The organism is Halorientalis sp. IM1011 (genome assembly GCF_001989615.1).
GTDB lineage: Archaea > Halobacteriota > Halobacteria > Halobacteriales > Haloarculaceae > Halorientalis.
This window is the reverse complement of the sequence record NZ_CP019067.1, coordinates 2,237,422-2,260,203: the sequence shown is the minus strand read 5'-3', so window position 1 is coordinate 2,260,203 and position 22,782 is coordinate 2,237,422. Positions and strand designations below refer to the sequence as shown.

General features: G+C 58.3%; 16 protein-coding genes, 24 tRNA genes and 1 pseudogene. 33 read left to right on the top strand and 8 right to left on the bottom strand.

Annotated features, from left to right (window positions below):
* Positions 1–247: 247 nt before the first annotated feature.
* Entirely contained in the window at positions 248–1,171 is a 924-nt protein-coding gene (locus BV210_RS11550; RefSeq protein WP_253741507.1) for a helix-turn-helix domain-containing protein, read from the top strand.
* Positions 1,172–1,362: 191 nt separating this feature from the next.
* Here BV210_RS11550 and BV210_RS11545 read toward each other — a convergent pair whose 3' ends face one another.
* The 3 genes from BV210_RS11545 to BV210_RS11535 form a co-directional block, all read right to left on the bottom strand.
* The gene (locus tag BV210_RS11545) at positions 1,363–2,142 is read right to left on the bottom strand and encodes a hypothetical protein (RefSeq protein ID WP_157525987.1); all 780 of its coding nucleotides are present in this window, start codon (positions 2,140–2,142) and stop codon (positions 1,363–1,365) included.
* A 47-nt stretch (positions 2,143–2,189) separates the two neighbouring features.
* Complete coding sequence (locus tag BV210_RS19895) at positions 2,190–3,338, bottom strand: homing endonuclease associated repeat-containing protein (protein WP_157525985.1); 1,149 nt, start codon at positions 3,336–3,338, stop codon at positions 2,190–2,192.
* A 106-nt stretch (positions 3,339–3,444) separates the two neighbouring features.
* Positions 3,445–4,317: a hypothetical protein gene (locus BV210_RS11535; protein WP_077206786.1), complete on the bottom strand. Its 873-nt coding sequence runs from the start codon at positions 4,315–4,317 to the stop codon at positions 3,445–3,447.
* A gap of 709 nt (positions 4,318–5,026) precedes the next feature.
* Here BV210_RS11535 and BV210_RS11530 point away from each other — a divergent pair.
* Positions 5,027–5,419, top strand: a complete 393-nt coding sequence (locus BV210_RS11530; protein ID WP_077206785.1) for a Fic family protein — start codon at positions 5,027–5,029, stop codon at positions 5,417–5,419.
* A 336-nt stretch (positions 5,420–5,755) separates the two neighbouring features.
* On the opposite strand, the gene BV210_RS11525 is transcribed toward BV210_RS11530, so the two are convergent.
* The 4 genes from BV210_RS11525 to BV210_RS11510 all read right to left on the bottom strand — a co-directional run bounded on the left by BV210_RS11525 (position 5,756) and on the right by BV210_RS11510 (position 7,776).
* The gene (locus BV210_RS11525) at positions 5,756–6,202 is read right to left on the bottom strand and encodes a hypothetical protein (protein WP_077206784.1); all 447 of its coding nucleotides are present in this window, start codon (positions 6,200–6,202) and stop codon (positions 5,756–5,758) included.
* Positions 6,203–6,730: an ArsR family transcriptional regulator gene (locus BV210_RS11520; protein WP_077206783.1), complete on the bottom strand. Its 528-nt coding sequence runs from the start codon at positions 6,728–6,730 to the stop codon at positions 6,203–6,205. It abuts the gene before it with no gap.
* 93 nt (positions 6,731–6,823) lie between these two features.
* Positions 6,824–7,168, bottom strand: a complete 345-nt coding sequence (locus BV210_RS11515; protein WP_172824893.1) for a hypothetical protein — start codon at positions 7,166–7,168, stop codon at positions 6,824–6,826.
* 89 nt (positions 7,169–7,257) lie between these two features.
* On the bottom strand, positions 7,258–7,776 hold the full coding sequence (locus BV210_RS11510; RefSeq protein ID WP_077206781.1) for a transcriptional regulator: 519 nt from the start codon (positions 7,774–7,776) through the stop codon (positions 7,258–7,260).
* Positions 7,777–7,927: 151 nt separating this feature from the next.
* On the opposite strand from BV210_RS11510, the pseudogene BV210_RS20880 reads away from it, so the two are divergent.
* From BV210_RS20880 to BV210_RS11490, 4 genes and pseudogenes are all read left to right on the top strand, one after another.
* Positions 7,928–8,225, top strand: a pseudogene (locus BV210_RS20880) (DUF6516 family protein).
* Positions 8,206–8,673 carry a transcriptional regulator gene (locus BV210_RS11500; protein ID WP_077206780.1) on the top strand — a complete coding sequence of 156 codons (468 nt, stop codon included), beginning with the start codon at positions 8,206–8,208 and terminating at the stop codon, positions 8,671–8,673. Before BV210_RS20880 ends, BV210_RS11500 begins: the two are co-directional and overlap by 20 nt.
* Positions 8,674–8,773: 100 nt before the next feature.
* Positions 8,774–9,055, top strand: coding sequence for a ribbon-helix-helix domain-containing protein (locus tag BV210_RS11495; protein WP_077206779.1), 282 nt, complete (start codon positions 8,774–8,776; stop codon positions 9,053–9,055).
* A 398-nt stretch (positions 9,056–9,453) separates the two neighbouring features.
* On the top strand, positions 9,454–13,176 hold the full coding sequence (locus BV210_RS11490) for a hypothetical protein (protein WP_157525983.1): 3,723 nt from the start codon (positions 9,454–9,456) through the stop codon (positions 13,174–13,176).
* A 77-nt stretch (positions 13,177–13,253) separates the two neighbouring features.
* Here BV210_RS11490 and BV210_RS19890 read toward each other — a convergent pair whose 3' ends face one another.
* A complete protein-coding gene (locus BV210_RS19890; RefSeq protein ID WP_157525981.1) occupies positions 13,254–13,883 on the bottom strand; it encodes a hypothetical protein in 630 nt (209 codons plus the stop codon).
* Between the two features lie 1,604 nt (positions 13,884–15,487).
* Between BV210_RS19890 and BV210_RS11485 the strand changes: the two genes are divergently transcribed.
* From BV210_RS11485 to BV210_RS11340, 27 genes are all read left to right on the top strand, one after another.
* Positions 15,488–15,563 (top strand) — tRNA-Gln (locus tag BV210_RS11485).
* A 10-nt stretch (positions 15,564–15,573) separates the two neighbouring features.
* Positions 15,574–15,647 (top strand) — tRNA-Asp (locus BV210_RS11480).
* 285 nt (positions 15,648–15,932) lie between these two features.
* Positions 15,933–16,013: transfer RNA gene (locus tag BV210_RS11475), tRNA-Ser, on the top strand.
* A 117-nt stretch (positions 16,014–16,130) separates the two neighbouring features.
* A tRNA-Ser gene (locus tag BV210_RS11470) sits at positions 16,131–16,217 on the top strand.
* Between the two features lie 84 nt (positions 16,218–16,301).
* Positions 16,302–16,372, top strand: a tRNA-Trp gene (locus BV210_RS11465).
* Between the two features lies 1 nt (position 16,373).
* Positions 16,374–16,455, top strand: a tRNA-Leu gene (locus BV210_RS11460).
* 3 nt (positions 16,456–16,458) lie between these two features.
* Positions 16,459–16,540 (top strand) — tRNA-Leu (locus BV210_RS11455).
* A 32-nt stretch (positions 16,541–16,572) separates the two neighbouring features.
* A tRNA-Leu gene (locus tag BV210_RS11450) sits at positions 16,573–16,655 on the top strand.
* A gap of 65 nt (positions 16,656–16,720) precedes the next feature.
* Positions 16,721–16,791 (top strand) — tRNA-Ala (locus tag BV210_RS11445).
* A 363-nt stretch (positions 16,792–17,154) separates the two neighbouring features.
* A tRNA-Tyr gene (locus BV210_RS11440) sits at positions 17,155–17,226 on the top strand.
* A 139-nt stretch (positions 17,227–17,365) separates the two neighbouring features.
* Positions 17,366–17,440: transfer RNA gene (locus tag BV210_RS11435), tRNA-Glu, on the top strand.
* Positions 17,441–17,511, top strand: a tRNA-Met gene (locus tag BV210_RS11430).
* Positions 17,512–17,584 (top strand) — tRNA-Val (locus tag BV210_RS11425).
* Between the two features lie 3 nt (positions 17,585–17,587).
* Positions 17,588–17,661: transfer RNA gene (locus BV210_RS11420), tRNA-Ile, on the top strand.
* A 4-nt stretch (positions 17,662–17,665) separates the two neighbouring features.
* Positions 17,666–17,736 (top strand) — tRNA-Val (locus tag BV210_RS11415).
* Between the two features lie 35 nt (positions 17,737–17,771).
* Positions 17,772–17,845, top strand: a tRNA-Ser gene (locus BV210_RS11410).
* Positions 17,846–17,850: 5 nt separating this feature from the next.
* Positions 17,851–17,924, top strand: a tRNA-Gly gene (locus BV210_RS11405).
* Between the two features lie 194 nt (positions 17,925–18,118).
* A tRNA-Ala gene (locus BV210_RS11390) sits at positions 18,119–18,191 on the top strand.
* Between the two features lie 3 nt (positions 18,192–18,194).
* Positions 18,195–18,268 (top strand) — tRNA-Cys (locus BV210_RS11385).
* Between the two features lie 87 nt (positions 18,269–18,355).
* A tRNA-Glu gene (locus BV210_RS11380) sits at positions 18,356–18,431 on the top strand.
* A gap of 52 nt (positions 18,432–18,483) precedes the next feature.
* A tRNA-Phe gene (locus tag BV210_RS11375) sits at positions 18,484–18,555 on the top strand.
* A gap of 203 nt (positions 18,556–18,758) precedes the next feature.
* Positions 18,759–18,830 (top strand) — tRNA-Thr (locus BV210_RS11365).
* A gap of 565 nt (positions 18,831–19,395) precedes the next feature.
* Positions 19,396–19,470, top strand: a tRNA-Arg gene (locus BV210_RS11360).
* A gap of 64 nt (positions 19,471–19,534) precedes the next feature.
* Complete coding sequence (locus BV210_RS11355) at positions 19,535–21,064, top strand: TROVE domain-containing protein (protein ID WP_077206778.1); 1,530 nt, start codon at positions 19,535–19,537, stop codon at positions 21,062–21,064.
* 25 nt (positions 21,065–21,089) lie between these two features.
* Positions 21,090–21,164: transfer RNA gene (locus BV210_RS11350), tRNA-Gly, on the top strand.
* Between the two features lie 145 nt (positions 21,165–21,309).
* On the top strand, positions 21,310–21,612 hold the full coding sequence (locus tag BV210_RS11345) for a hypothetical protein (protein ID WP_077206777.1): 303 nt from the start codon (positions 21,310–21,312) through the stop codon (positions 21,610–21,612).
* A 54-nt stretch (positions 21,613–21,666) separates the two neighbouring features.
* Positions 21,667–22,488, top strand: a complete 822-nt coding sequence (locus BV210_RS11340; protein WP_077206776.1) for a DNA polymerase beta superfamily protein — start codon at positions 21,667–21,669, stop codon at positions 22,486–22,488.
* The last annotated feature ends 294 nt before the right edge of the window (positions 22,489–22,782 follow it).

Here is a 22,782-nt window from a genome sequence, read left to right as displayed (position 1 = left end):
GCGCGCTCGTCAGTCTGGCCGTACCTGTCCCCCAGAACGATCTGCGAGACGTTATGCCCTGCACCCATGGGGGCGAAGAATGTTTTTCTCGAGGTGGTTTCTCGATTAGCACACTAGGCTAGCCGACTAGAAGTATTGCACTATAGAATAGTCGCCTCCTCTAGTGGTTGTTTCATTTTACGAAATTTGTATATACCTGGGTTTCGTAAAATGAGACAAGTTGTTATCGAAGAGTGAGATCCGAGCTGTGTCAGAGATTGGACATGGATCGGTTCAACAGGTCCCGATTCACGAGGTGGCTGAGCGCCTCGACTGGAGTGAGAGCTATGCATCAAGGGTCATCTCAGCACTTCAAGAGCGCGGATACGCTAATGTGGAGCGAAAAAAGAATACCAAGTTCGTCTCGATGACGGACATCCAGCCAGTCGAGCTACTGACGACGTTGATAAGTGAGTTCGGCCATGTCGATTTCCCCGAGCTACTCGCGGGTGCAGGATTGCAGATTCTGTACTATCTGGATGAGCCTCGAACGGCAAGTGAACTTACAGAGCGAAGCCACGTGAGCCGGGGGACAGTCTACCGGCGACTCGAAAAACTCCAACACGTGGGCATCGTCGGGAAAGACCACTCACAGTATGCACTCACAGAGCCATTCTCAGACCTCTCAGACCTTGCTCGTGCCGTCTTCCATCACGACCACCGGCAGGAGGCGCTCGCAGAAGCAACGAAGGTGACGATCCACTGGGAGACCCACGACGAATATCTGTTCGGGAGTGACACAGACACAATGGAAGCGGACTTCCACCGGACAGGACCAACGGTCTTTGCGGAGTTCGGAATTCCCCTCCTCACGCGGGGGCGTTTTCACTACATACACTCTGAGCGGCTCTCAGAAGTCACGGCTGCAGATCTCGTCTGCCACATGCTTCTAATCAACCAGGAGACACGGTTTCGAATCTATTGTATGCTGCTCATCGCACACCAAGAGATTGATTCCAAAGCACTCAACGAACGTGCACGCTATTACGATCGCGAAGCAGAGATAGATCTCAGTACACTCACGAGTGGGCTTCTCGCGTACCTCGATTCACAGGGTGAACAGACGACTGAGCGACTTCCCGAATGGAGAGAGTTCAAACGGACGGCCGCTGACTACGACATCAGACTGTAAGCTAACCCACCCCGATCGGCAGGGACCAACGAAACAAGAATTTGTCAATTCCCAGGTGAATGCGCTCGTCAAACCAGACTTCAGAGACCTGTTTTGATCAGTCGCGAAACTCGGCGACCGATTGACCGACCTCGCGAACGTACTCACTTCGTTCGAGGTTGAGTTCCTCGGCGAGGTAATCAACCGTCAGGTCAGGCCACTTCATTACGACGCTGTCCGTCGCGGCCCTGCCCCTGTCTCTTAACTTCGGCGTAGGGATCGACAGCCAAGAGATCGTCTTGTAGACGAAGCGCGTGTTTCAAGAGCGTTATCGTGTCGTTCTCTTCTTCCCAGTCCCGGAGTGCATGACTTCGAGCTTTGGTTTCTTCGGCTGAAACGTCCGGCTCCGCAAGCGACTCCTCGAGTTCTTCACGGCTCTCGACATCGTATTGGTCCTGTATCTGTTCAATCGCCTCTTTGGCTGCCGTGATTTCAGCTCGCAATTCGTCTGCCGAGAGTTCAAGCGCAAGCTGGCGAATCTCCTCGATATACGTCTTGGTGAAATCCGGCACATACGTGGTGCTGTCACCTCGCTCGATACGATGGAGATCACCTGCTTCAGCCATCTTTTCGAGACGATCCGCTGCCGTATTCCAGTGCACAGCAGCTTCCTCAGCAACCCAGTTGATACTCACTGGCTCAGTGACTGTCTCGACTACCTTCGTCACGCGCTCCCGTGCCGAGAGATCGTCTTTCGAGGATGTCATTGGTGGTTCTTGATCAGAACAAGTGGTCGCGGACACAAATATATAAGGAGTTTCTTCACCAATATGAGTGAGGTCGAGAGCTTGTGCGTGCGAACGCGTATCTCTGGGATACCAGACAAGCCACGTGAGGTCGTGGCTGCCGGCCGACCACAGGGAGGCCGGGAGCGGTGGGTGGGGAGGTGGGTCGTGGGCAATGGGATGGAGGAATATCAGTTTGTGATACATAGAGAGGATTGAAAAAGTTCTGACTAGAATCTCATTCTTCAATTATTTCAAATGGAATCCAAGTGTCTCGTATCCGGCCGAAGTGGGGCTATTCGTTCCCACTTGATATGATGGCGATGGCAGAGAGTAATTAAGTTTTTAAGATCATTCACCTGTTCATAGTCAACCGTATCACCTCCAGTTGAATAAGTCCGAAGAGGAATCAGGTGGTGAACATTGATAGCCCGAGAGAACTTCTCTTGATGAGATTCATTAGTAATCTCACACCCATATGCTTGACACGTGTGATTATCTCGTTCTAGTGCCCGCTTTCGTTGTAAGTACCAGTTTGCTCCGTACCGATCTGGATAACCACCTTTCCATGAGGGATGATCAGGACCGGAGGGTTGGCCACGTGATTCATGCCCCGCAGCCGTAATGGCACTCTCCCAGTCATCAAAGTGAGTAGAATACGGGGTAATCGAGTACTCACCGTGTTCAATCATTTCGTTAGATGAAGGAGGATGACCAAGTTCGTCTGCGAGTCGGTCAATTTCGGCTAAGAGTTCAGGCTCTGGAATGTTATGAATTGCATTCGGTTCGTGTCCCGCAACTCGAACAGCCTCGTTCCAGCTTCCAAATCGTCGTTGAAAGACCTTTACCGAATATGCTCCAAGATCCTCCATCTCAGAAGCAGTCGGAGTTCGACCCAGCTTCGCGGCTAACTGCTGAAAGGATTCAAGCAGATCTGTTTGGGAGATATCAAACTGGACAGTAGGTGTGAATCCCGCCATTTTCAACGCCTCAGACCAAGAGCCGAATCTTCGTTGGACCGTTGAGGGGGAAACCGAACCATCGTCTCGCATATCTTTCATTGTTGGAGTCCTATTTTTTGTCTCAGCCAACCTGACCACCTCGTCGATTACCGCGTCTTTCGACACGTCGAATTTGATATTCGGTTCCAGCCCTGCGGCCTTGATTGCCTGATTCCAACTGCCAAACAATTTTACTGCAGGAAATGTGGAATACTCGCCTTCGTCGTCCATTTCATTTCGCGTGGGAGCACGGCCTTTTTCGTCTGCTAACCGCTGAATGGCACACAAGACTTCGTCCTTTGAAACAGACTTCTGGTGACCAATGGTATGGGCTGCAATTTCCACGTTCGTTTCGAACAATTCGCCACAGATCTCACAGGTATACTCACCTTCGGTTTTCATTGTGGACTACGGACAATTTGTGAATTGCCCGCGCCCATTAGGGGCATATAAAACCCACGGGCTGTAGAGTAACGTGGATAAAAGATTTCAGAGAGGGTTTGCAGACCTAGTCCAGGATATCGACCTGTGACCGCCCGGTTAGAGCTACCGAGACACTGCCTTGGTACCAGTTCTTCGCAACTGATCGTAGTCGAAGATTTTCACCCTCACGGACGATAGGTTGTGCACTCCGCCTCCATGATGTCACTTTCATAGTTCCAGTCGCATCTTCCACCAGGCCAGCCCATGCAATGCTGGGGTGATTGGTATTGAAGAGTTTCACAACCGTGCCTTCGATATTCACTTCTCGCCGTTCAACCCGTCCAACGGCCGCAATCGGGATCACTTGTCCGGGTCCCATCTGTAACTCCTCGAACGCCGTCATCACTGCACTCGCCACGTCCGTTCCATCCACGACCCGCTCTGCTATCCGCCGACTGATCGCCGCTCGTGACCACCCACGTAGCTCCTCGCTCAGCCGCGCTGCTTCCTGATTCACTTCCGCCAGTTCAGCTCTGGACAACTGCAGTCGTGCGTCCTCCCGATCTGGGTCCGCCCAGGGGTCGACACTCGCCGCGCGCTTCTCGAAAGCACGCCGGCGCTTGATACTCCCCGACCGAGCCACCGCTCGCGTTCGGTTCTCTCGATCGGAGTCCACTCGCCGATCCACCCGCTGGAACGTCCGACTGATCTCCGCCTCTCGTGCCTGCATCCGTTCTTCTGCTTCGAGAGTCAGCCCCTCGGGGTTTGCATCCGGGTGGTTCGTATCCACTGTGCCCTGTATTTCCTGCTCGACAGACGGCCGCAGTTCGGGTTCCTCCTCGACTACGTCTTCCAGTACCTGTTCATCCGCGATCGGCTCACGGACATCCAGATCGACGTGTTTGACTGCCTGTGCAACGGACGAAACTTCATTACCTCGTGGGTTTGTATTTGACATTGGAACTCCTAGTTCCGAAGGCGCTCACCGCGCCGACAACCGCGATCACTACTCGCGGTTTTCTCACACCGACCGACTCGATCAGTCACACCGCTGCGCGCCGCTCGCGCCTTCGCTTGCGCCCGCCAGGGCGCGAGCGGCGCGCTCACTCGGACAGATAACCAGCGACGCGCGCCGGATCGCCCGGCACGACCGCCCAGCACACAAGCCGGTTTCGTGTCCGAGCCTGCGAGGACCGACAGCGCGCTTGGTGCTGGCGCGAAACCAGACGCCCGGAACGGCGAGCAGTGCGTGGCCGACCGCAGGGAGGCCACGAAGCGAGCGGGGAGGGACGACCCGCGAGTAGCGAGGCGCACGCCCGGAATGGTCGGTCGCGAGGGACGAGCAGTTCTCCCTGCAAGGAGAACCGCGTGTGCGAACGGCTGGAAGCCGTGAGCAAGTGCCGGGCGAAAGAGGCGAGCGGGGCGAGCCATTCACAACTCTGACAAACACCCGATTCGGCACCTCGAAAAACCACGCCTGGTGGATGAAGGGCGAGTGCGCTCCGGGAACCCCGACCCGTCAAGCACCGACAGGAGCGCAGACGCGGTCGCGGGACTGGAGCGCACGAGGGCTTTTGGTGGTGAGGTTCCAGTCAACGCGTTCAAATTCGTTCCGGGGCAGCCATCTATTGTACAATTTATATCCCACCCATCTGTGAGAGTACGTGATGGCTGATGATATGCTCCCGACACCCGAGGAGATTCTCGCTACGCACGAGGAGCTTGAAGACGCCTACAACATGCAGTATACTGGAACCCGAGTCCCCGCACCAAAACTAGATCTGAGAGACATACTCCAAGAGTGTGAACAATATGAAAGGCCGTATTTTCGTGCAGCGTGTTTGCTCCGGCAGCTGATAACCATGCATCTGTTTGAGGATGGAAATAAGCGTACTGCGTGGGTGACTACCCGGGAGTACCTGTCTAGGCTGGACGAGGTACCTGCTGAACGTGGCCCCACCTCAGAACGAGTCTTGAAGCGGATCCGGCGATACGATGTTGGAGAAATCGCAGAATGGCTTGAGAAGGGCGAGATCGATAAAGACCGTCTTCAACCATGACACGTGCGAAGATTAAAACCGGAGTAGTTGCTATAGCACGATAATGAGTCAAGAACAACTGGACGACGATGATCTCGACGACCACCGTGAACGAGTTCGTAAGATCATCGAAGAAGACCGCGAACTTCTCGACGAACTCGCATAACAGATTTTCTATCTTCTGCCAGATGTCATAACCCAATTTTACTGAGAGTATTCTTCCGTTTTGATCGAGGAGTATCGAAGAGTGATCGAGCTCTAGAAACACCGACCCGTCACGCACCGACAGGCGCGCAGACGCGGTCGCGGGACTGGGCGCACGAGGGCTTTCAGAGAAGTACAGGTGCCTCGATATACTCAGTGCGAAGACCACAACGTCTCAATACGTTGCTCGATGGCCGTGAGCACCGTCGAATAGACTTCGAGTGGATGGAGAGAGGAGAGTTCGAGATCGACGACCTCGGTTCCGGCTGGTGGCTCGTGAAAGTGTAGTCTGCTGTTGTGTGTATTCGGATGCCGGTCCCAGCGACACTCCCAGTCAGCCTCCGCTCGCGTTTCGACGTAGTGAATCGAAAAATCTCCCGTCGTGAACCACCGGATATTGAGCCGGGCCGTAGTCACCGCCTCAGGATATCGATCAGCATCGAGGAACACCGCAAGTAGCCGCGGCTCGTAGGGATCCGGCTCGAACGCAGTTTCGACGACGAGGGATTCCGAGGCGAGGTGTCGTTCCAGCAGACGCAGAGTCTGTCGATCCGACGGGCCTGTGGAGTGATCGGCCGAATCATCGGGTGAATGACCCATCTATGCTGGAATCAGGTGGCCATCGTTCTGGGAAAGCTGGCGAGCGAGTTCATAAAGCCGAATGTCCCGGATGACGCCCTGCCACTCACTGACTGCAGCCATCCGTTCGTGGATGGTTTCGTGATCACCCTGCTCGAACACAGAGACATCCGAGGGGTCTGTCGTTCCAAACTGGGATTCGTACTCCGTACGCTCGTTTTCGAGTTCCTCTACCCGCTCGAGTATGTCTTCGACAGAGAGTTCGGTTGCGATTCGACTCGCATCCTGCCATTCAAGGTATCCATCGTTTCGTTCGTACGTCGCTGGGCGACTCTCACTGTCACCGTGGGCAATACCCATCTCTACCAGACGGTCGAGGTGCTTTTTCGCAGCGTTCGGGGAACAGTCTGCAAGCTCTGCGATGTCGGTGTAGGTAGTTGGGGACGTAATCCCGAGGACAACGTTGTAGACACGACCAAAGGTGTCAGTGCCCTCCTGCCACCGTCGCTGTGAATCCTCGGACTCTGGAGCCGGATCGAACTCGGTCATGACCAACTGTAGGTGGCGTCGCTCAATATATCTTTGGGGAGCTCATATATTTGTGATTAGTAGGCTGCAGAGTGCAAAACACGACGTATCTGTCTACTGCTGTTCCCACAGCGTCTCGATACGGTCCTCGATGTCATCGAGGACGAGACGGCACACGTCTCTATGATCGTCCGGCCACGTTGCATCCGTTGTGTCGGTGCGGCTGGCAGCAGGTGGTGGGTGAAAGTGCCCTCGCGAGTTGTGAGCGTTCGGATGTCGGTCCCAGCGACACGCCCACGAGCTGTCCTGATGTTCCTCTTGGTAGTGGAAGTTGAAATCATCGTTGCGGTACCAGCGAATCTCGAGGCGAGCGGACACCGTGTCGGGGTAGTACGCTTCGGCCAACGCAACACGAAGGTGCAGTTTCCCTTCCTCGATGATCGCCGCAGACTCGACCATGCGACTGCCGACGAAACGGGACTGCATCCGCTCGAGGACTGGCCGGTCTATCGGCGCAGGACTCGCGCCGGTGTCCACTGGTACCATCGCTAGGTATGCGATGGAGCGGTCGATCCGGCAGCCTTCTGTCGAGCGCGTTCGTGCAGACGGCGCTCTTCAATAGCAGTAGCCCAGTCACCAAGGTCTGTGTACACCTCGTCGACTCGCTCCGGTGAATACTCGAGGGCATCGACAGCTGCGGGCGTGTCAGCGTCGTATTTCTCACAATAGGCTTCGATCCGGTCGGTCAGGTCCGACACGCGGGACTGTAATTCCTCGACGGTACGATCTCGCGCCAATTCGTTCACCCGCCGCCACTCGAAGTAGTCGTCGTTACGTTCGTACCTGACCGGTCGCCCCTCGTGCTGGATGACGATACCGAGGTCAGCGTAAAACGACAGGTGAGTCCGTGCTGATTCCTCGGAACAGTCCGCCCGCTCGGCAATCTCAGCAGCCGTCATCGGCTCACGGGCGTGCAGCACCGCCCCGTAAACGCGCTGTTTCGTGTCTTCGCCCTCGAAAGGCCGCTCGAACGGCGGTGGCCCCTCGCGCTGGGTATCCTCTGCCATACATCACCGCACGACCTCAGGACACATATTTCTTCCTTTAGCCAAAATATATTCTTGAGCAGCAGCACTCGCTTCTCCCTGTCTCCACTGACATCAATATTGATTGGGATGAGGTTTATCTCTGTTGGGGTCGATTCCCAACATATGGCAGATGCCTGTGTCAGTTGTGTACCGGGACGAAGGTGAGAAACCGGTAGGAAATGGTCGCGTGGCGAGTCCCGGTAAGCGAGGACTTCCCCGCAGGGGTTGAAGTACAGCTTCCAGTACATGGATGCTGACGGCGACACGCTCCTGCGATACGAAAACGCGCCCTACCACTTGGACGCCGGCCGGCATCACCGGCACACACCCGAGGGTGACATCACGAAACTGGAGTTCACAGGCCTCTCCGACTGATCGCTGACTTCCAAACCGAGGTGACCAAAATCTATGAGCAACGAACCGACTGACACCGAACCCACCCACGACGAATTCACCCCCGACCCGGACGAGGTTGAATACCCCTCGACACTCCGGGTCACATCGCTGCCAGCGGAGCAGACACAGCAGGCGGCCATCGAGCGCGCCGAACAGTGGGAGGACGGCGAAGAGGCACCGCACGTCGTCAACTTCGAAGACCGCGCGCGCCTCCGCCAGCTGCTTACTGACCGCCGCATGGAACTGCTTGAGGAGGTGATGGAACACCCGCCCGATAGCATCCGCGCGCTGGCCAGCCGTCTCGACCGCGACGTCCACGATGTCCACGACGATCTCCACCTACTGGCCGAGTACGACATCATCCACTTCGAGGAGGATGGGCGCGCGAAGAAACCGTATGTCCCTTACGACACGGTCCGAATCGAAGTTGAGTTCGGCCTCCCTCGTGACGAGGAATCGGAGTCGACCGCATCGGCCTAAGAACTCACGAACGACACGTTGCACCAAACCTTGACCCAAACCTCATCGAGATAGTCCGTCGCCGAAACATCTACGCGTAAGACGAGCGTGTTACGATGGTATGTCCGAACCAACCACGGATGGAAACGAGGACGATGAGATCGCCACGGTGAATTTCAAAGCCACCGAATCGTTGCTCGCACAAATTGACGATACGTGGCAGGGGCGTGGATTCAACAGCCGGAGTGAGTTCATTCGGGATACGCTCCGGGATGCAGTCGAGTTTCCGACCTTTGACCGAGATGAACTTATCGCGCTCTTGGGAGCAGAGGAGGAACTCCGTGACGAAGCGACGATGAGTGCAGAGAAAGCCCGAGAGCAGTTCGGGACGAGCGATGAGTGATGGATGGCCGTTGGAACTTGCATCGGAAGCTGCCGATGACGACTGAGAAGAACTGATCACCACGTTTTGGAAGAGTTCCTAGCAGCGCACTGGAATCGCGACAACCCACGCCTGGTGGATGAAGGGCGAGTGCGCTCCGGGAACCCCGACCCGCCAAGCACCGACAGGAGCGCAGACGCGGTCGCGGGACTGGAGCGCACGAGGGCTTTCAGTGCATCACAATCGACGCCCCTACTCACTCCAAGGCATCTTCTCCTTTCACCCACACACGACCACCAGCAACTCGAATACATGATCGCCACCAAGACACTCTGCCAATCCATGACGGCTCCAAACCAGCCACAGCAATCCCTTGCCTTATAGGAGCCACATTCGAGGGGGTATCATCGACCAGCGTCATGACGATCCCACCTTCACCACCCCCAACGTCCCCTGATACACCGACTGCAGACTCCCTCCCCGTTCTTGCCGATGACGCGCGCCCCTATATCCAGATCCGGCCAACGACAGACAAGGCTGACCCCTGGAATCTCCCGCTGCACCTGAAACGCCTCCATCGGCTCTGCTTCGACGATAGCGCTCGTCGGTGGTTACCCTTCGATTCGCCGGCCCACACCACGATCGAAGTGTTGCTCTATACCCGTGGACACGGTGAGATTGCCTACCTGTTCGGATGTAGCGCTCCCGAGAAACTCGACGCACTGGAGGGCTTGCTACGAGAGGCCGTTCCCAACAGCTACGAATTCCAGCGCGTCGAATTCCATCCCGACTCACTGACGGACCCCGATCATGGATCAATCGCTGGACTCGAATTCGAGGGCCAACCCAGATCGCCCAGAGACTGGCAGACGAGACTCACGCCCTATATGGACTTCTACGGTCCCGAAAACCGATACAGAACGAACGGATCGAACTCCTCACATGAGGGCCAGACGAAGACGATTCCACTCGCAACCATCGCGGAGAGGATGGCCAGAAGCGATACGCCAGTCCTCTATCAGGCACTCCTCACACCCTATGACGATTTCACGAGTGAACTCGATGCCTACAGCAGGGCCATCGAGACGGGGAACGTCGGTATCCTCGATCAGGCGATCAACGCAGTGGCTGGCTATCCCGACCCAGAGGATATCCGACTCACGGCAACTGATCAAACGCGATTAGAGACCCTCGCCGAGAAGGACGGACGCCATTCGTTCATCGTGAATGCCCGGGCAGTCGCGATGGGTGGGAAAGCCCGGGAGTCAGAAGACCTGATTCGAACCCTCGAAAGCGCTTTCGCCGAGGTGAGTGGGGAGACCTACGACATCCGAGCGTCCATCTCCAGTGGAACAAAGGGGCGAAGCCTCTTCGATCGGATCACAGATCGAAGCATCCAGCACCCAACTTACGAGACACTCACACAGCGACTCCCGGGAACAAAGACAGGGAGTTCCGGAATCGTCGCTGACCCCGCCGAGGTCGGGAGTTTCTGCCTGTTGGATGGCGATGCACTCACCACCGAAGGAAGCCGTGCAGTGGCCCTGACACCGGCCGCAAAAACTGGACTGAGGCTCCCACCCCAGTCTGTCCTGGAGAACTACCAGCAACCGGGCTTCGAGGTTGGCCTCCCACTCACTGCCGATAAGAAGCCCAGCAACAGTCCTGTTGCTGTGCCGCCCGCACTCCAGCCGATGCATCAGGCGATTCTGGGTGCCACCGGTTCAGGAAAGTCAGTCCTGAATCTCAGTGGTGTGCTCTCGAATCACGCCACGACGGATGGACCAAGTGTTCTCTTTCTCCCCAAGGGCGGCAATGCTGTTACAGAGTATTTGTTGGCCCACTATGCGAGATTCGATGGACTGGACGACGTCGTCTATTTCGATTGTAGTAAGACGGTGCCTGCCCTCTCCTTTTTCGACATCAGGTCACAACTCGAGGCGGGCATTCCACGAACTACGGCCGTCCAGGACGTCGCGGATCACTACATCGAGTTGCTCGGACAGATCATGGGGACAGAGCGATTCGAACGTGCGGTTCGCTCGCCGGATCTCATCCGGTATCTGATTCACGCGCTGTTCGATCCAGTCCATGGCTCGGATGCCTTCTCCCATCGTGAGCTGCACCTCGCCGTCAAGACGATGCAACAGGACGGGAGTCCGCCTGCCGTCTCGGATGCAGAACTCGAACGCACACTGAGCAAGCAACTCGATACGGATGCTCGCACGTTCTCGAAGATTATGGCCGGGGTTGCGAGTCGGATCGAGAAGATCACGATCGATGCCAGACTGGCTCGGATGTTTAACCACGTTGCTGTCGACGAGCCGTCTGACGACGAGCCGACTGGCGATGATGATGAGAGCTCCGACGAAGACGACATTGCCGAAGACACTGCACAGACACCCCATTTCGATCTTGGGGAGTACCTCGACGAGAACGTGGTCATCATCGTCGACACGGGCGGCATTCGGACGGAAGCCCAGCGTGCAATTGCACTCGCGATCCTCTCGAATGCCTGGTCGGCACTCAAGCGTCGGACACGTTCGAGTGGCCCCGAAACCGATCATGCACTGGTCAACCTCTATATCGAGGAAGCAGCGAGTATCGCGAACGCCTCGCTCTTGAAAGAGCTCCTGGCCCAGGGCCGGGAGTTCGACGTCTCGGTGACGCTGGCGATGCAGTTTCCGAGTCAACTCGCTGGTGATGATGCCAGTGCCGCCGACGAACTGTTGAACAACGTCCAGTCGGTGGTCTCGGGAAGCGTCCCGTCTGATTTCGAGTTGGCCAAACGGCTGGCGACCGGGGAGACGGATGCACAGACGATTGCTGATCGCCTCGATGGCCTCCGTCGTGGTGAGTGGCTCGTGAAGCTACCGGGGGAATTCCTCGGTGAAACCCCCGAGCCATTCCTCGTGCAGTCTCTGCCGCTCCCGCCCGGCCATCCGAAGGGGTCGATGCCGCTTGCTGGGGAGACTCGCTCAAACTTCGAGTCCGCTCGGGACGATCTCGAAGAAAGTACTATAGAAACGGTCGGGCTGGAACTTAGGGAACCACAGACGGTCGAGGACGCGAGTCAAGAGGGAGACGAGGACGAAGCGGCAGTTCCGGTTCGAGTGGACAGTGCCCTCCCGCATACCAGGCGACTCCCGGGGATGGTCAGCTACGACGAGGGTGGCCATGCCCTGCTGTGTGCTGATTGTGAGACACGCTACTCGCCTGATGATGCCGGACTCAAACAGGCGATCGAGTGCTGCAACTCCGTCACGCAGGTGGACCCTGATGATATCCCGATCACCGACGTGAATCTCAGACTCGACGAGACAGAGCGCCGTCAGAGTGAGTGGTCCGATCAGGCGCTCATGTTCCTCCAGGCTGTGCACAATGCGAGTCAGTTCAGCTACGAGGCACCGGGGTACGATCTGCTCTCGGATTCGATGATTCGCTTACAGGAGTACGTCGGTGTGGAGTCTGCAGAGGTCGATGCACTCATCGATGCAGGGTTGCTGAGTCAGGATACGACGCGTCCTCATCGGTTGTATTCGCTTCGCCCGGAGGGACGAAATCTGATCGGCCAGGTGAATCAACACGGTGTCCATTACGGTCATGGCAAAGGCGATCTCGATGAGTCCGCCCAGCACGTACTGGGTGTCGAGGTGACGCGCCAATGGCTCGAACGGGAGTTCCGCGAAGATTCAGAGTCACCAGTCACGGAGGTCCGGCCGTATTACGAACTCCGAGAGGGGTCGGTTCCGCTGGCTGGGTTCATGGGCGGTGATAGTGATGCTGCGGAGGCGAGTTCGGATTTCGAGCAGCATCGCCTGGATCTGGCTGGACTGGACGCAGATGGTGAGATCGTCGTGGTCTGTGAGATCGAACGCGTCAATCACGACCTCCGCAGAGCGGCCCCGAGTGATTACGATAAGATGGCTGCCTGTGATCCTGAGGAAGCGATCTGGGTTGCGATGTCCCATTCGGAGGCACACGAGATTCTCCAGGCTTTGAACGATCCCCTGGAGGGTGACCAGCGTGTCGCTAAGACGTATTCTGAGAGTAGTCCGGTACAGAAGTTCAAAATCGATGAGCCGGGGTTCACCCAGATGCATACCCTGGAGCAGTTGCTCTCGAAAGTGCGCGAGGAGTGATCTGAGAGCGTAGTCTCGAGAGTTGCTTTTGTCGTCTGTGTAGTTTCGTAGACGGTCACCCCACCCGACAGTAGAGATTACCCGAATAGACCGCCAATGAAGTTCAGAGCCCCAAAGATTGGCCCAAGAAATGAACCGACACGTCTCACTATATTCTGGACGAAGTTACAGAGTTGGATGAAGTCTCCAAGTAACCCGCCTGACAATGCGTCTAGGACGAGAGTCGCAAGCGATTGTGATGGGTTTTGGAAGTCAAAGGGGACGTCCTGAATAATTGTCTGAGTAACTGGTGGTAGTAACAGTGGTTGCACTCCGTCTATTCCGTCCACTTCCATGGGATCCGTCCCATCTGCTATCTCTGCACCGACGCTGACTGTTTCTTCTTCGAGTCGTTGTGGAAATGACGCATTGTCTACCGACAGGTCCATTCCCTGATCTGCACCATTGGTCAGTTCAATATCCTCAAAGCAAACCTCATCATCTTCAAAACGATCCTCAGTTCGGAGTTCACCGATACAGACTCCCTCATCACTCATATCTACATCCTCGACAGAAATTCGCTCATCAACATCCGCAATGACCCCCTCTTCGTCTGTGCAAGATTCATTCTGGCGTGCTGTAGCAATGTCGCTCGCTGATTCAGCGAGGATTCCCATTCCTGTAAGGGTACCAAGCGATTTAACGACCGTTCGGCGGTTCTCGTGCATGATTTCCTCGGGATCACAGTGTCTGCCTGTGATTCCAGACGTGTGAAACAGTGTAGCGTATTTCGTAAATTGGTGATTGTGTTATCCTGACTGTGATATGATATTAGTTACTTAGCAGTAGGTGAGAGTAAGTAAGAGTTCGTTCGCTCAACTCCTTCCGGTTTGCTACGTTTATCACCTGAAACAGACATGGTATCACGGTACAACTAACGGTGCTGCCTCATTCAACAGACTGGCTCGGTTGGAGGCGGTCGATGTAACCCACATTCATTCTGAAGCATATGGTTTGATATCTGACTAGTTTTGATTGCAATACTGGCACCCGTTCGATTGGGGTCCGGAGACGTTGCAGCCATCATCGAAACGGAGTGTAACAGGAGCCCGATTCACCGCTAGAAAGGAACAGTTCTGAGAGGAAGGCGACTAGAAGCAGGGGTGTCCCATGGCTGGGTGAGAGCAGGCGAAAATTCGAATTGCCGGGCAGGGTCGTTCTCGGACGGACTTCGAAGGGATCTAGAATCTGGGGGCACCCAGTGAGTATGTCAGATTGTATATTGAATAGTTTCTGTAAATTCCTAACCCTGGACTCCGTATGGGGGTTACAGCTATCCTTACAACACCTCGTGGATCAGGTAGTTCAACCAGATTGGCTTCGTCCCCTCTTCGCCGATCAGCCTGAGCAGCACGCTTTCGACCGCTTCAGCGATTGCCCCTTGGGGTCGCCCAGACCACAGTCAATCGAGTCCCTGTCTAGGCAACTGTATCGAATATACACCACTACCTAGCGGTGGTGGCGACCAGAGTTACCATGCCGTTTTTGAAAGGTTACTTTGGTCTGTGTTGCCGTTCCCAAGTCGGTGCTAATCTACCGATAGCTGGATGTTCCGCGATCTCGATGTGTGACTATATCTCACGGTTGGAAAGAGAGTTAAGCTGGTGAGTCACCCCTAGTTGACGGCCGTCAATTCCTAGATCCATGTCGATTCCGAGGAGGTAATTCACCTTGAGCCGCGTCAAGAAGAGGCCATAGTCAAATCCAGGACCTTCATACCAAAATTTGATCGATCACACTCGCGACGGCACACCAGACCCAATTCCGTGTCTATGTGTAGCATACCTCAGCCACAGTTAATACAATTGCCACGTTGAGATGTAATTGAAGTCTTCGACAGCACACAACCCGAGGAGATTCAGTATGATGCCAGCTCGCCACGTTCCACGGCTCGCCCGCTTGTCCATAGCCGTGGGCACCTTCGGCGAGCCCCTACGCAAACAGCGTGGGGACGAACCCGATCCGGAACGCCGGAATCAGGAGTATGCCAGTTGCGACGGCGTGCTCCAATCCGGCGCTGTCCGGACACCACTGCCCGCATAACTCTGCCCCCACGCGGACTACCCGCCGGGGCGGGGGAACACGGGCCTGCCGCCTGCTTCCATCCAGCGATGCGATCCTCTCGTTCGAGGGGTTCTCGGTGGATGTTGCTCGCGGCATCGTGATTTCCGCTCACACCGAGAGCGGTGTGAGCGTGCAGTTTCGTTCGCGCTGAGCGGACGCTGAGCTGCTGGACGCACATTCGCCCACAGCCATAGCTGCGGCACTGCACAGCCCCGGAGTCTCCGCTGGCGAGGGACGCGGGCCTTTGGAGCCCGAGGTCGCCGGTTCGATTCCGGCCGGGGCGACTGCCACACTGCCGACGTGGTGTAGCTCGGCTAGCATACGGTCCTGTCACGGCCGTGACCCGGGTTCGAATCCCGGCGTCGGCGTTCGAAGTGGGATGCTCATCGAGGCAGGCAGACACTGCCCGACGCGAGCGGTTCGCGGTCGGCGGTGCTGGGCCCGGAAGGGTCTGCAACCTGCATGGTCCGATGGACATTCCAGGGATACCCCGAAGTACGCCCGCCTCGCGACGGCGGACAGTTGCGGTACAGTCGTTCGCCGTCGCACAGTTGTACAGACACACAACTATCCGTGGGTCGCTAGTGTAGCGGCCGAATATCTGGCGTTTGGGACGCCAGGCCAGTGGTTCGAATCCACTGTGACCCACTTCTGCCGCGGCTGGGAACTGGTAATCCCGCTCGCCTGCTACGCGAGCTCCGAGAGGACTCCCGGTTCGACTCCGGGCCGCGGCGTTCGCGGGTGCTGATCGTATGGTCAGCGCGAGGTGAGACACGCAGACAGGTGACTGCGCTCGCCTTGAAAGCGAGAGCCGTCAGGCTTCTGAGTTCGACTCTCAGTCTCACCGTTGTGGCGGGATTCCCCTAGCTTGGCCAAGGGACCGTGCTGGAACCACGGTGCCCCACGCGGGCACGAGTGTTCAAATCACTCTCCCGCCGTCTCCGCCGGTACAAAAGGTGAAGAATCGGCAGATGAGTGGAGAGACTCTGCCGGTGTCTTGTCGACCGGAGTGCAGTAAGCCAGGGTATGTGGTCCAATGGAAAGACGCTCGCTTCCAGAGCGAGAGACGGCTGTTCGATTCGGTCCATACCCACTCCGCGGTAGCTAAGTGGCCGAAGGCGGCGAGCTTAAGACTCGCTACGTAGGTATTCGAGGGTTCGAATCCCTCCCGCGGTATGCGCCGCCATGTCCGAGTGGTCAAAGGAGCACGGCTGAGGGCCGTGTGGTTAGTCCTTCCCAGGTTCGAGTCCTGGTGGCGGCATGCCGGCCTCGCCGGCACTTCCCTGTCATCGTGTCGCCGTACCCAAGTGGCCGAAGGGGCGCGGCTCAGGACCGCGTGCTTAGTGCTTTCCGGGGTTCGACTCCTCGCGGCGACATTCGATGCTAGGAATTGGTGACTGATCCCGCCTATCTTGATTCAGCTAGCGAGAGATCTGTCTTGGGGCCGTAGCTCAGTGGCAGAGCGCCCGCCTCGCAAGCGGGAGGCCGCCGGTTCAAATCCGGCCGGGTCCATCAGCGTCGGTCGGTGCGCTGGAGTAACGCCCAGACACCTTTGATGGTGGCAGTACCGGACAGAAAGACGGACTGCCAGCGATCGGCGCTTGCAGTCACGAGTCGTACAGACTGATCAATCGTACAAATTCTCGAGCGAGAGAACGACCTGCTCACGTGAGCGACACGAATGGCCGATGTCCGTTCTCAATGACTTCGATGACCGGGTCGAGTAGTGGAGCTACTTCGATTCCACCATCTCACTTGGAATCAACCGGGTTGGCCGCCCGTCCTGGTCCGAGGGTGAGACGCCTCGGTGTACGCGGCGAGAGCGATCGAGCCGACACACGCGTCCTCCACTACGGTTTTCCCCGGTTGCAAGCACTCCCCGTGGTCCAGCGGCGACGACACCTCCCTGTAGAGGAGGAGACGCACGTTCGAGTCGTGCCGGGGAGATTCGGCACACGAAAGTGTGCCATGCAGGTGTGAGTCAGCACCCGCACTCGCGGGTGTTTTCGGTTTCACGATAGCCGTGATGTCGGAGGGATTCGCTCACAGGATGCTAGCTCGCGTGGCCACGCTGACGGGACAGCCTGCTCCAGTGGAGTAGCCAGGACAAACTCACGGCCTTCTCGAGGCCGAGCCCCCGGTTCGAATCCGGGCTGGAGCATGCGGGATAGGGTAGCGGTAGCCCACGGGGCTCATATCCCCGAGGCCCAGGTTCGACTCCTGGTCCCGCAATGGTGGGTAGTCTAGTGGAGTGGACGCGCCGCTGACTCCGGCGAGATCGCAGGTTCGACTCCTGCCCCGCCAATCCGGGTGCGTACCTCAGTTGGTCAGAGAGATCCGCTGATAACGGATTCGTCGGAGGTTCGAGTCCTCCCGTGCCCACTCAGGACGCATGGTCCAACGGCAAGATATGGCCCTCACGAGGCTGTGATCGAGGTTCGATTCCTCGTGCGTCCATTGGCAGCGAGGGTTGGAGGTCCTCGGTGCCACGCGGGCCCCTAGCTCAATCGGCAGAGCAGCGTCCTGGCAGGACGAAGGCTCCGGGTTCGAGTCCCGGGGGTGTCCACTCTTGCGTCACTGGTCTAACCTGGCGAGGACACTGGCCTTCCAAGCCAGTAGTCCCGGTTCGAATCCGGGGTGACGCATGCGGGCTTGGAGCCTATGAGTACAGGCAGGCGGCTTTTAACCGCAAGATAGCGGGTTCGAATCCCGTCAGGCCCTCTCTGGCCCATGCCTGGGAGTCCCCCATGGTGGGGGAGCCGGGCTGTTACCCTGGTTGTGGAAGGTTCGAATCCTTCCCCAGGCGTTCGGGGCACTGTCCCCGTGTACTGGCTTTCGTGGGCCCTAGCTCAACTGGCAGAGCACTCGCTTCGCTAGCGAGAGGCTCCAGGTTCGAGTCCCGGGGGCGTCCATCGGCCGTGGTGGCAGAGTGGCCCAACGCACCTGCCCGCAGAGCAGGTCAACATCGGTTCGAATCCGATCCGCGGCTTGTGCAGTTTTTGGGCTCCAGGCCCTCTGGGTTGGGCACTCGGCTTTTAACCGAGCTGTAGAGCGTTCGACTCGCTCGGAGCCCGTTGCTTCCGGAGTCCCCGTTGGCGAGGGATGCCGGCCTTTCGAGTCGGTGGTCGTGGGTTCAATTCCCACCGGAAGCATGCGCTTCAGAGCCCTCACTCGCTTCACTCGCGAGGACACCGGAAGCACTGCGGAGCGATAGCTCAACTGGGAGAGCACCGGCCTGAAACGCCGGCGGTCCAGGTTCGAGTCCTGGTCGCTCCATCACCCGTCGAAAGATGGGAAACAGTGGCCGGGTTGGGGTACCAGGGAACGTTCGGTCCTGTGACGACCGAGCAGTGAGTTCGAGACTCACACCCGGCCCTGCGCCTGTGTAGCTCAATTGGCAGAGCACATCCGTGGTATGGATGCCGTCCAGGTTCGACTCCTGGCGCAGGCTTCAGGCCTAGCCCCGACCCGATCTTCGTGCCGGCATAGCTCAACTGGGAGAGCACCACCCTTGTAAGGTGGCTGTGAGCGTTCGATCCGCTCTGCCGGCCTGGGGCACCGAGCCCCGTCCCAACCGGGTGGCCGTCGAGACGGAGCGTTCCTTCACTCTGGCACCCAGCGGGTTCGACTCCCGCACCCGCTCCGTCGGTTTTCCGGCCACCCGCCAGTCATCGCGGCGACCGTCGAGTCGGAGCGTTCCTTCACTCCAGGATTTCCCGAGTTCAAATCTCGGCGATAGGCCATCCGGTCTATCGTGATGTCCGGGCAAAGGGAGCGGCCCGACACCGGACCCGCTCCGACTGTTTCCCGGTCGCCACCACTCAGGTGACCGTCGAGACGGGGCGTTCCTTCGCTTGTCACGCACCCGAGCCGTAACGGCTCGCACGCCCCGTCGATCTTCCGGTCACCAACACTCATCCGGTGGTCGTCGAACCGGCGCGTTCCTTCGCCTCAGGAGCCGGAGATCCAGGTTCGAATCCTGGGGTCCTGCCGAGCGCGAGCGAGGCAGGGCTCGGAAGTCGAGCGAAGCGAGTCTTCCGGTGGCGGAATCTCCGCCCTGGTGTAACCTGGTATCACGCTGATCCACACGCGCCGGTGATTTTCCGACCACTGCCTGCCTTCGTAGCTCAGTCTGGACAGAGTGCTGGCTTTCGAAGCCAAGTGCCGCACGTTCGAATCGTGCCGAGGGCGTTCGCTGCCTGCGGTCCCCGCTGGCAGTCAGTCTGGAGCCGTCTGTTACGGCTCCGATGGTAGTATGAAATTCAACGACACCAAACAGACGCTCGCGGAGGCGACACGGACGACCAACCACGAAGGTGGGGAGGCGTTCGCGCCTGTCGATCCGCGACTCGCCCTGTACAAACGAACGATCAACCAGCTGCTCGAAGACTCGTACTACGAGTCCGACGAGGCACATCTCGCGGCCATCGTCGAGCGATTCGACGTGGCGGCCGACCACGACCCCAAGTTCGTCCTCAAACTCGCTGCGTACGCCCGCCAGGAACTCTACCTGCGGGACGTGCCGCAGGTACTGCTCGTGCTGGCGGCCAACGACGACCGGTTCAAAGACGACTCCGACGAGTCGCTGATCCGCGAGTGGACGCCGTCGATCGTCCAGCGGATGGACGAGACGGCGACCGCGCTGGCGATTCACGACGACTTCTTCGGCGGCACCGCCCCGTGGCCGCTCCGTCGGGGTATCGAGGACGCCCTCGTCGAGATGGCCGACGCCTACACGCTCGGGAAGTACACGCTCTCGCGGCGTGAGGTGACGCTACACGACGTGTTCAACCGCGTTCACCCGACACCGGTCGACGCTGACCAGGAGGCCTTGTTCGAGCGGTTCATGCGCGGCGACCTCGACGATTACCCGGATGTCGAACCGCTCCCAGCCCCGAACACCTGGGAAACGGTGATCTCCGAGCGCGGGAACACCCGTGAAGCCTGGGAGACACTGATCGAAGACGAGGCGTACACGCTGCCGATCTTCGCGTCGATCCGGAACCTCCGAAACATGCTCGAGGCTGGCGTCGACGAGGCAACGATCGTCGACCACCTCGACCTCGAAGCGGTGCGCCACGCCCCGCTGTACCCGTTCCGGTACTACCAGGCCTACACGGCCCTTCAGGCGGCCCGGATCGACGCGCCGGCCGTCGAGCGCTGGCTGGAACAGGCCATCGACGTGGCCGTCGAGAACGTTCCGGACGGCCTGGGCGAGACGTTCGTCGCCGTCGACCTCTCGGGGTCGATGGACGCCACGCTCTCGCAGAACGGCACCCTCCGGTACAAAGAGATCGGCTCACTGTTCGGTGCGATCCTCGCCGACCGGGGTGCCCGCGTCGGCGGCTTCGGTGACGACTTCCAGGAAGTCCCGATGCACGCCGACGCGCCGGTCCTCCAGCGACAGGACGCCCTGCTGGGCATCGGCGAAGACGTCGGTCATTCGACGAACGGCTGGAAGGCGCTGCGACAGCTCCGCGAGGAGGCGATCGCTGTCGAACGCATCGTCATGTTCACCGACATGCAGATCTGGGACTCCCGAATCGGGTTCAGCGACGATACTGCGACGGTTCGCGAGGAGTTCGACGCCTACCGAGACACGGTCGCGCCGCACGCGTCGCTGTACCTGATCGACCTGGCGTCCTACGGCGACCTCGTCACACCAGAGGGCTACGAGGACGTGTACAACGTCTCTGGCTGGTCGGAGAGCGTCCTGGAGTTCATCCAGCACGCCGAGCAGCCGATGCAGGTCATCGACGAGATCGATGCCGTCGAACCGCTGTAGTGCGGATTCCAATTTTTCGAAGTACGCGCGAGTGGTGTAGCTTGGCCGATCACGCGGCCTCGCCAGGGCCGAGACGAGCGTTCGAATCGTTCCTCGCGCATCGGAGTGTGGCTCGCGGTGTCGACCGCGCGGCTCGCGGCTCGACGCGTCGCGTCTCGCCGCTCACACCGACCGAGAATCACCCTGCGAACCCATCGGTTCGCACTGGTCGATTCTCGCGCCGCTCTCCAACGGAGGTGACAGACATGGCAATCACAGACACCGATACTGAACAGACCACGACGACCGTGACGGCAGTGCTGGCCGTCCGAATCCCCGACAGCGCCGGAGATGATCTCGCGACCGACGCCGAGTGCCGGCTCGGTCGCATCGAGGGCGTCCGCGCGGTCACTATCGACGGCCTCCGCGACCTCGAACCGCGGTTCACCGCGACGCTCGTGACCGTCGCCGTCACCATCGAGAGCGGCGCGGCCGTCGAGGATCTTCGCGAGGGGCTCTCCGACGCGGTCTGTGTCGACACCGTCGACCGACTGGTGGCCAACGGTTGATGCTCCCCGGTCGGTTGATGTGAATAGGGACGACGAGAAACGAGGTGAGTACGAATGACGATCGACGATCTGGAGTTGGAGTACAGTGCCGCAGAGATTCGCGAGTTCATCGAAACTGCGGTCGCTCGGAAAGGAACCCAGCACCGTCCGCGATTCTACGCGGTTACGGGCAGTCACGTCTACGGCTTCGACAGTGCCGACAGTGACATCGACGTGCGCGGCATCCACGTCGCGCCCGCCGCGGAGTACGCGTATCTGGAGACGCCGGCCGAGGAGGTGACCGTCAACATGGACGGCGTCACCGAGGGTTTCGAGGAGTACCCCGAGGTCGACCTCCGGAGCTACGAACTCCGGAAGTTCGGTTCGCTGCTGGCGAAGGCCAACTACAATGTCGTCGAACTGGTCTTCGAGGCCCCGACGGTCATGAACGGAATGCCCCTGGAGATGGACGCGTTGCAGGAACTCATCCGGGACTACCTCCCGATGAACGTCCCGCACGCCTACCTGGGCATGGCCAAGTCGAACTACTACAAGCACCTCGACCCGGAGAAAGAACAGGGGTACACGCCTGTCGCCAAGAATTTCCTCTACGTCTATCGTGGGCTACTCGGCGCGCAGTACGTTCTCGATGACGAGGATATCGAAGCCGACGTGTTCGCACTCGCCGAGGCTGTCGACGGCGGCAACCCCGAACTGGTCGCGGACCTGGTCGCACACAAGCGTACAGCCGGCGACGAGATTCTGTCGGACGACCTCGAATCCCGTGCCCGTGATGCAATCACGCAGCAGTTCAACGCCCTGGATCCGCTGCCGGAGCCTGACAAGTCCGGGTATCGTGAGGCACTGGACGACTGGATGCGGAAAGTCCGGACGTGACTGTGCCAACGGCCCCGGAGACACGTGGTTCCGCTGCCGTTGGCACTTTTTCTGGACTTTATCAGTCGTCTGATATTCCTCACGGTCGTGGCTGTCGGCTCCATGCAGTTCGGATCGAAAGTGAGGAAACAGAGTTGGTATGAGCAGGTCGACTTTTCGTCGGACCTCTCCTCGGCACCCATATCGAGCCCCACAGGATGGAGTACCTGACCGTCGTGGACGATACACATTGCCACAACTGGCACCGTTTTGCTGAAGAACACCATCACAACGTTGCTCACCAACCCAACGATT

What these genes read in the sequence shown, in the direction of transcription:
- BV210_RS11545 (WP_157525987.1), bottom strand. Translation starts at nt 2,142, where the DNA reads ATGTATCACAAACTGATATTCCTCCATCCCATTGCCCACGACCCACCT.
- BV210_RS19895 (WP_157525985.1), bottom strand. Translation starts at nt 3,338, where the DNA reads ATGAAAACCGAAGGTGAGTATACCTGTGAGATCTGTGGCGAATTGTTC.
- BV210_RS11535 (WP_077206786.1), bottom strand. Translation starts at nt 4,317, where the DNA reads ATGTCAAATACAAACCCACGAGGTAATGAAGTTTCGTCCGTTGCACAG.
- BV210_RS11530 (WP_077206785.1), top strand. Translation starts at nt 5,027, where the DNA reads ATGGCTGATGATATGCTCCCGACACCCGAGGAGATTCTCGCTACGCAC.
- BV210_RS11525 (WP_077206784.1), bottom strand. Translation starts at nt 6,202, where the DNA reads ATGGGTCATTCACCCGATGATTCGGCCGATCACTCCACAGGCCCGTCG.
- BV210_RS11520 (WP_077206783.1), bottom strand. Translation starts at nt 6,730, where the DNA reads ATGACCGAGTTCGATCCGGCTCCAGAGTCCGAGGATTCACAGCGACGG.
- BV210_RS11515 (WP_172824893.1), bottom strand. Translation starts at nt 7,168, where the DNA reads ATGGTCGAGTCTGCGGCGATCATCGAGGAAGGGAAACTGCACCTTCGT.
- BV210_RS11510 (WP_077206781.1), bottom strand. Translation starts at nt 7,776, where the DNA reads ATGGCAGAGGATACCCAGCGCGAGGGGCCACCGCCGTTCGAGCGGCCT.
- BV210_RS11500 (WP_077206780.1), top strand. Translation starts at nt 8,206, where the DNA reads ATGAGCAACGAACCGACTGACACCGAACCCACCCACGACGAATTCACC.
- BV210_RS11495 (WP_077206779.1), top strand. Translation starts at nt 8,774, where the DNA reads ATGTCCGAACCAACCACGGATGGAAACGAGGACGATGAGATCGCCACG.
- BV210_RS11490 (WP_157525983.1), top strand. Translation starts at nt 9,454, where the DNA reads ATGACGATCCCACCTTCACCACCCCCAACGTCCCCTGATACACCGACT.
- BV210_RS19890 (WP_157525981.1), bottom strand. Translation starts at nt 13,883, where the DNA reads ATGCACGAGAACCGCCGAACGGTCGTTAAATCGCTTGGTACCCTTACA.
- BV210_RS11355 (WP_077206778.1), top strand. Translation starts at nt 19,535, where the DNA reads ATGAAATTCAACGACACCAAACAGACGCTCGCGGAGGCGACACGGACG.
- BV210_RS11345 (WP_077206777.1), top strand. Translation starts at nt 21,310, where the DNA reads ATGGCAATCACAGACACCGATACTGAACAGACCACGACGACCGTGACG.
- BV210_RS11340 (WP_077206776.1), top strand. Translation starts at nt 21,667, where the DNA reads ATGACGATCGACGATCTGGAGTTGGAGTACAGTGCCGCAGAGATTCGC.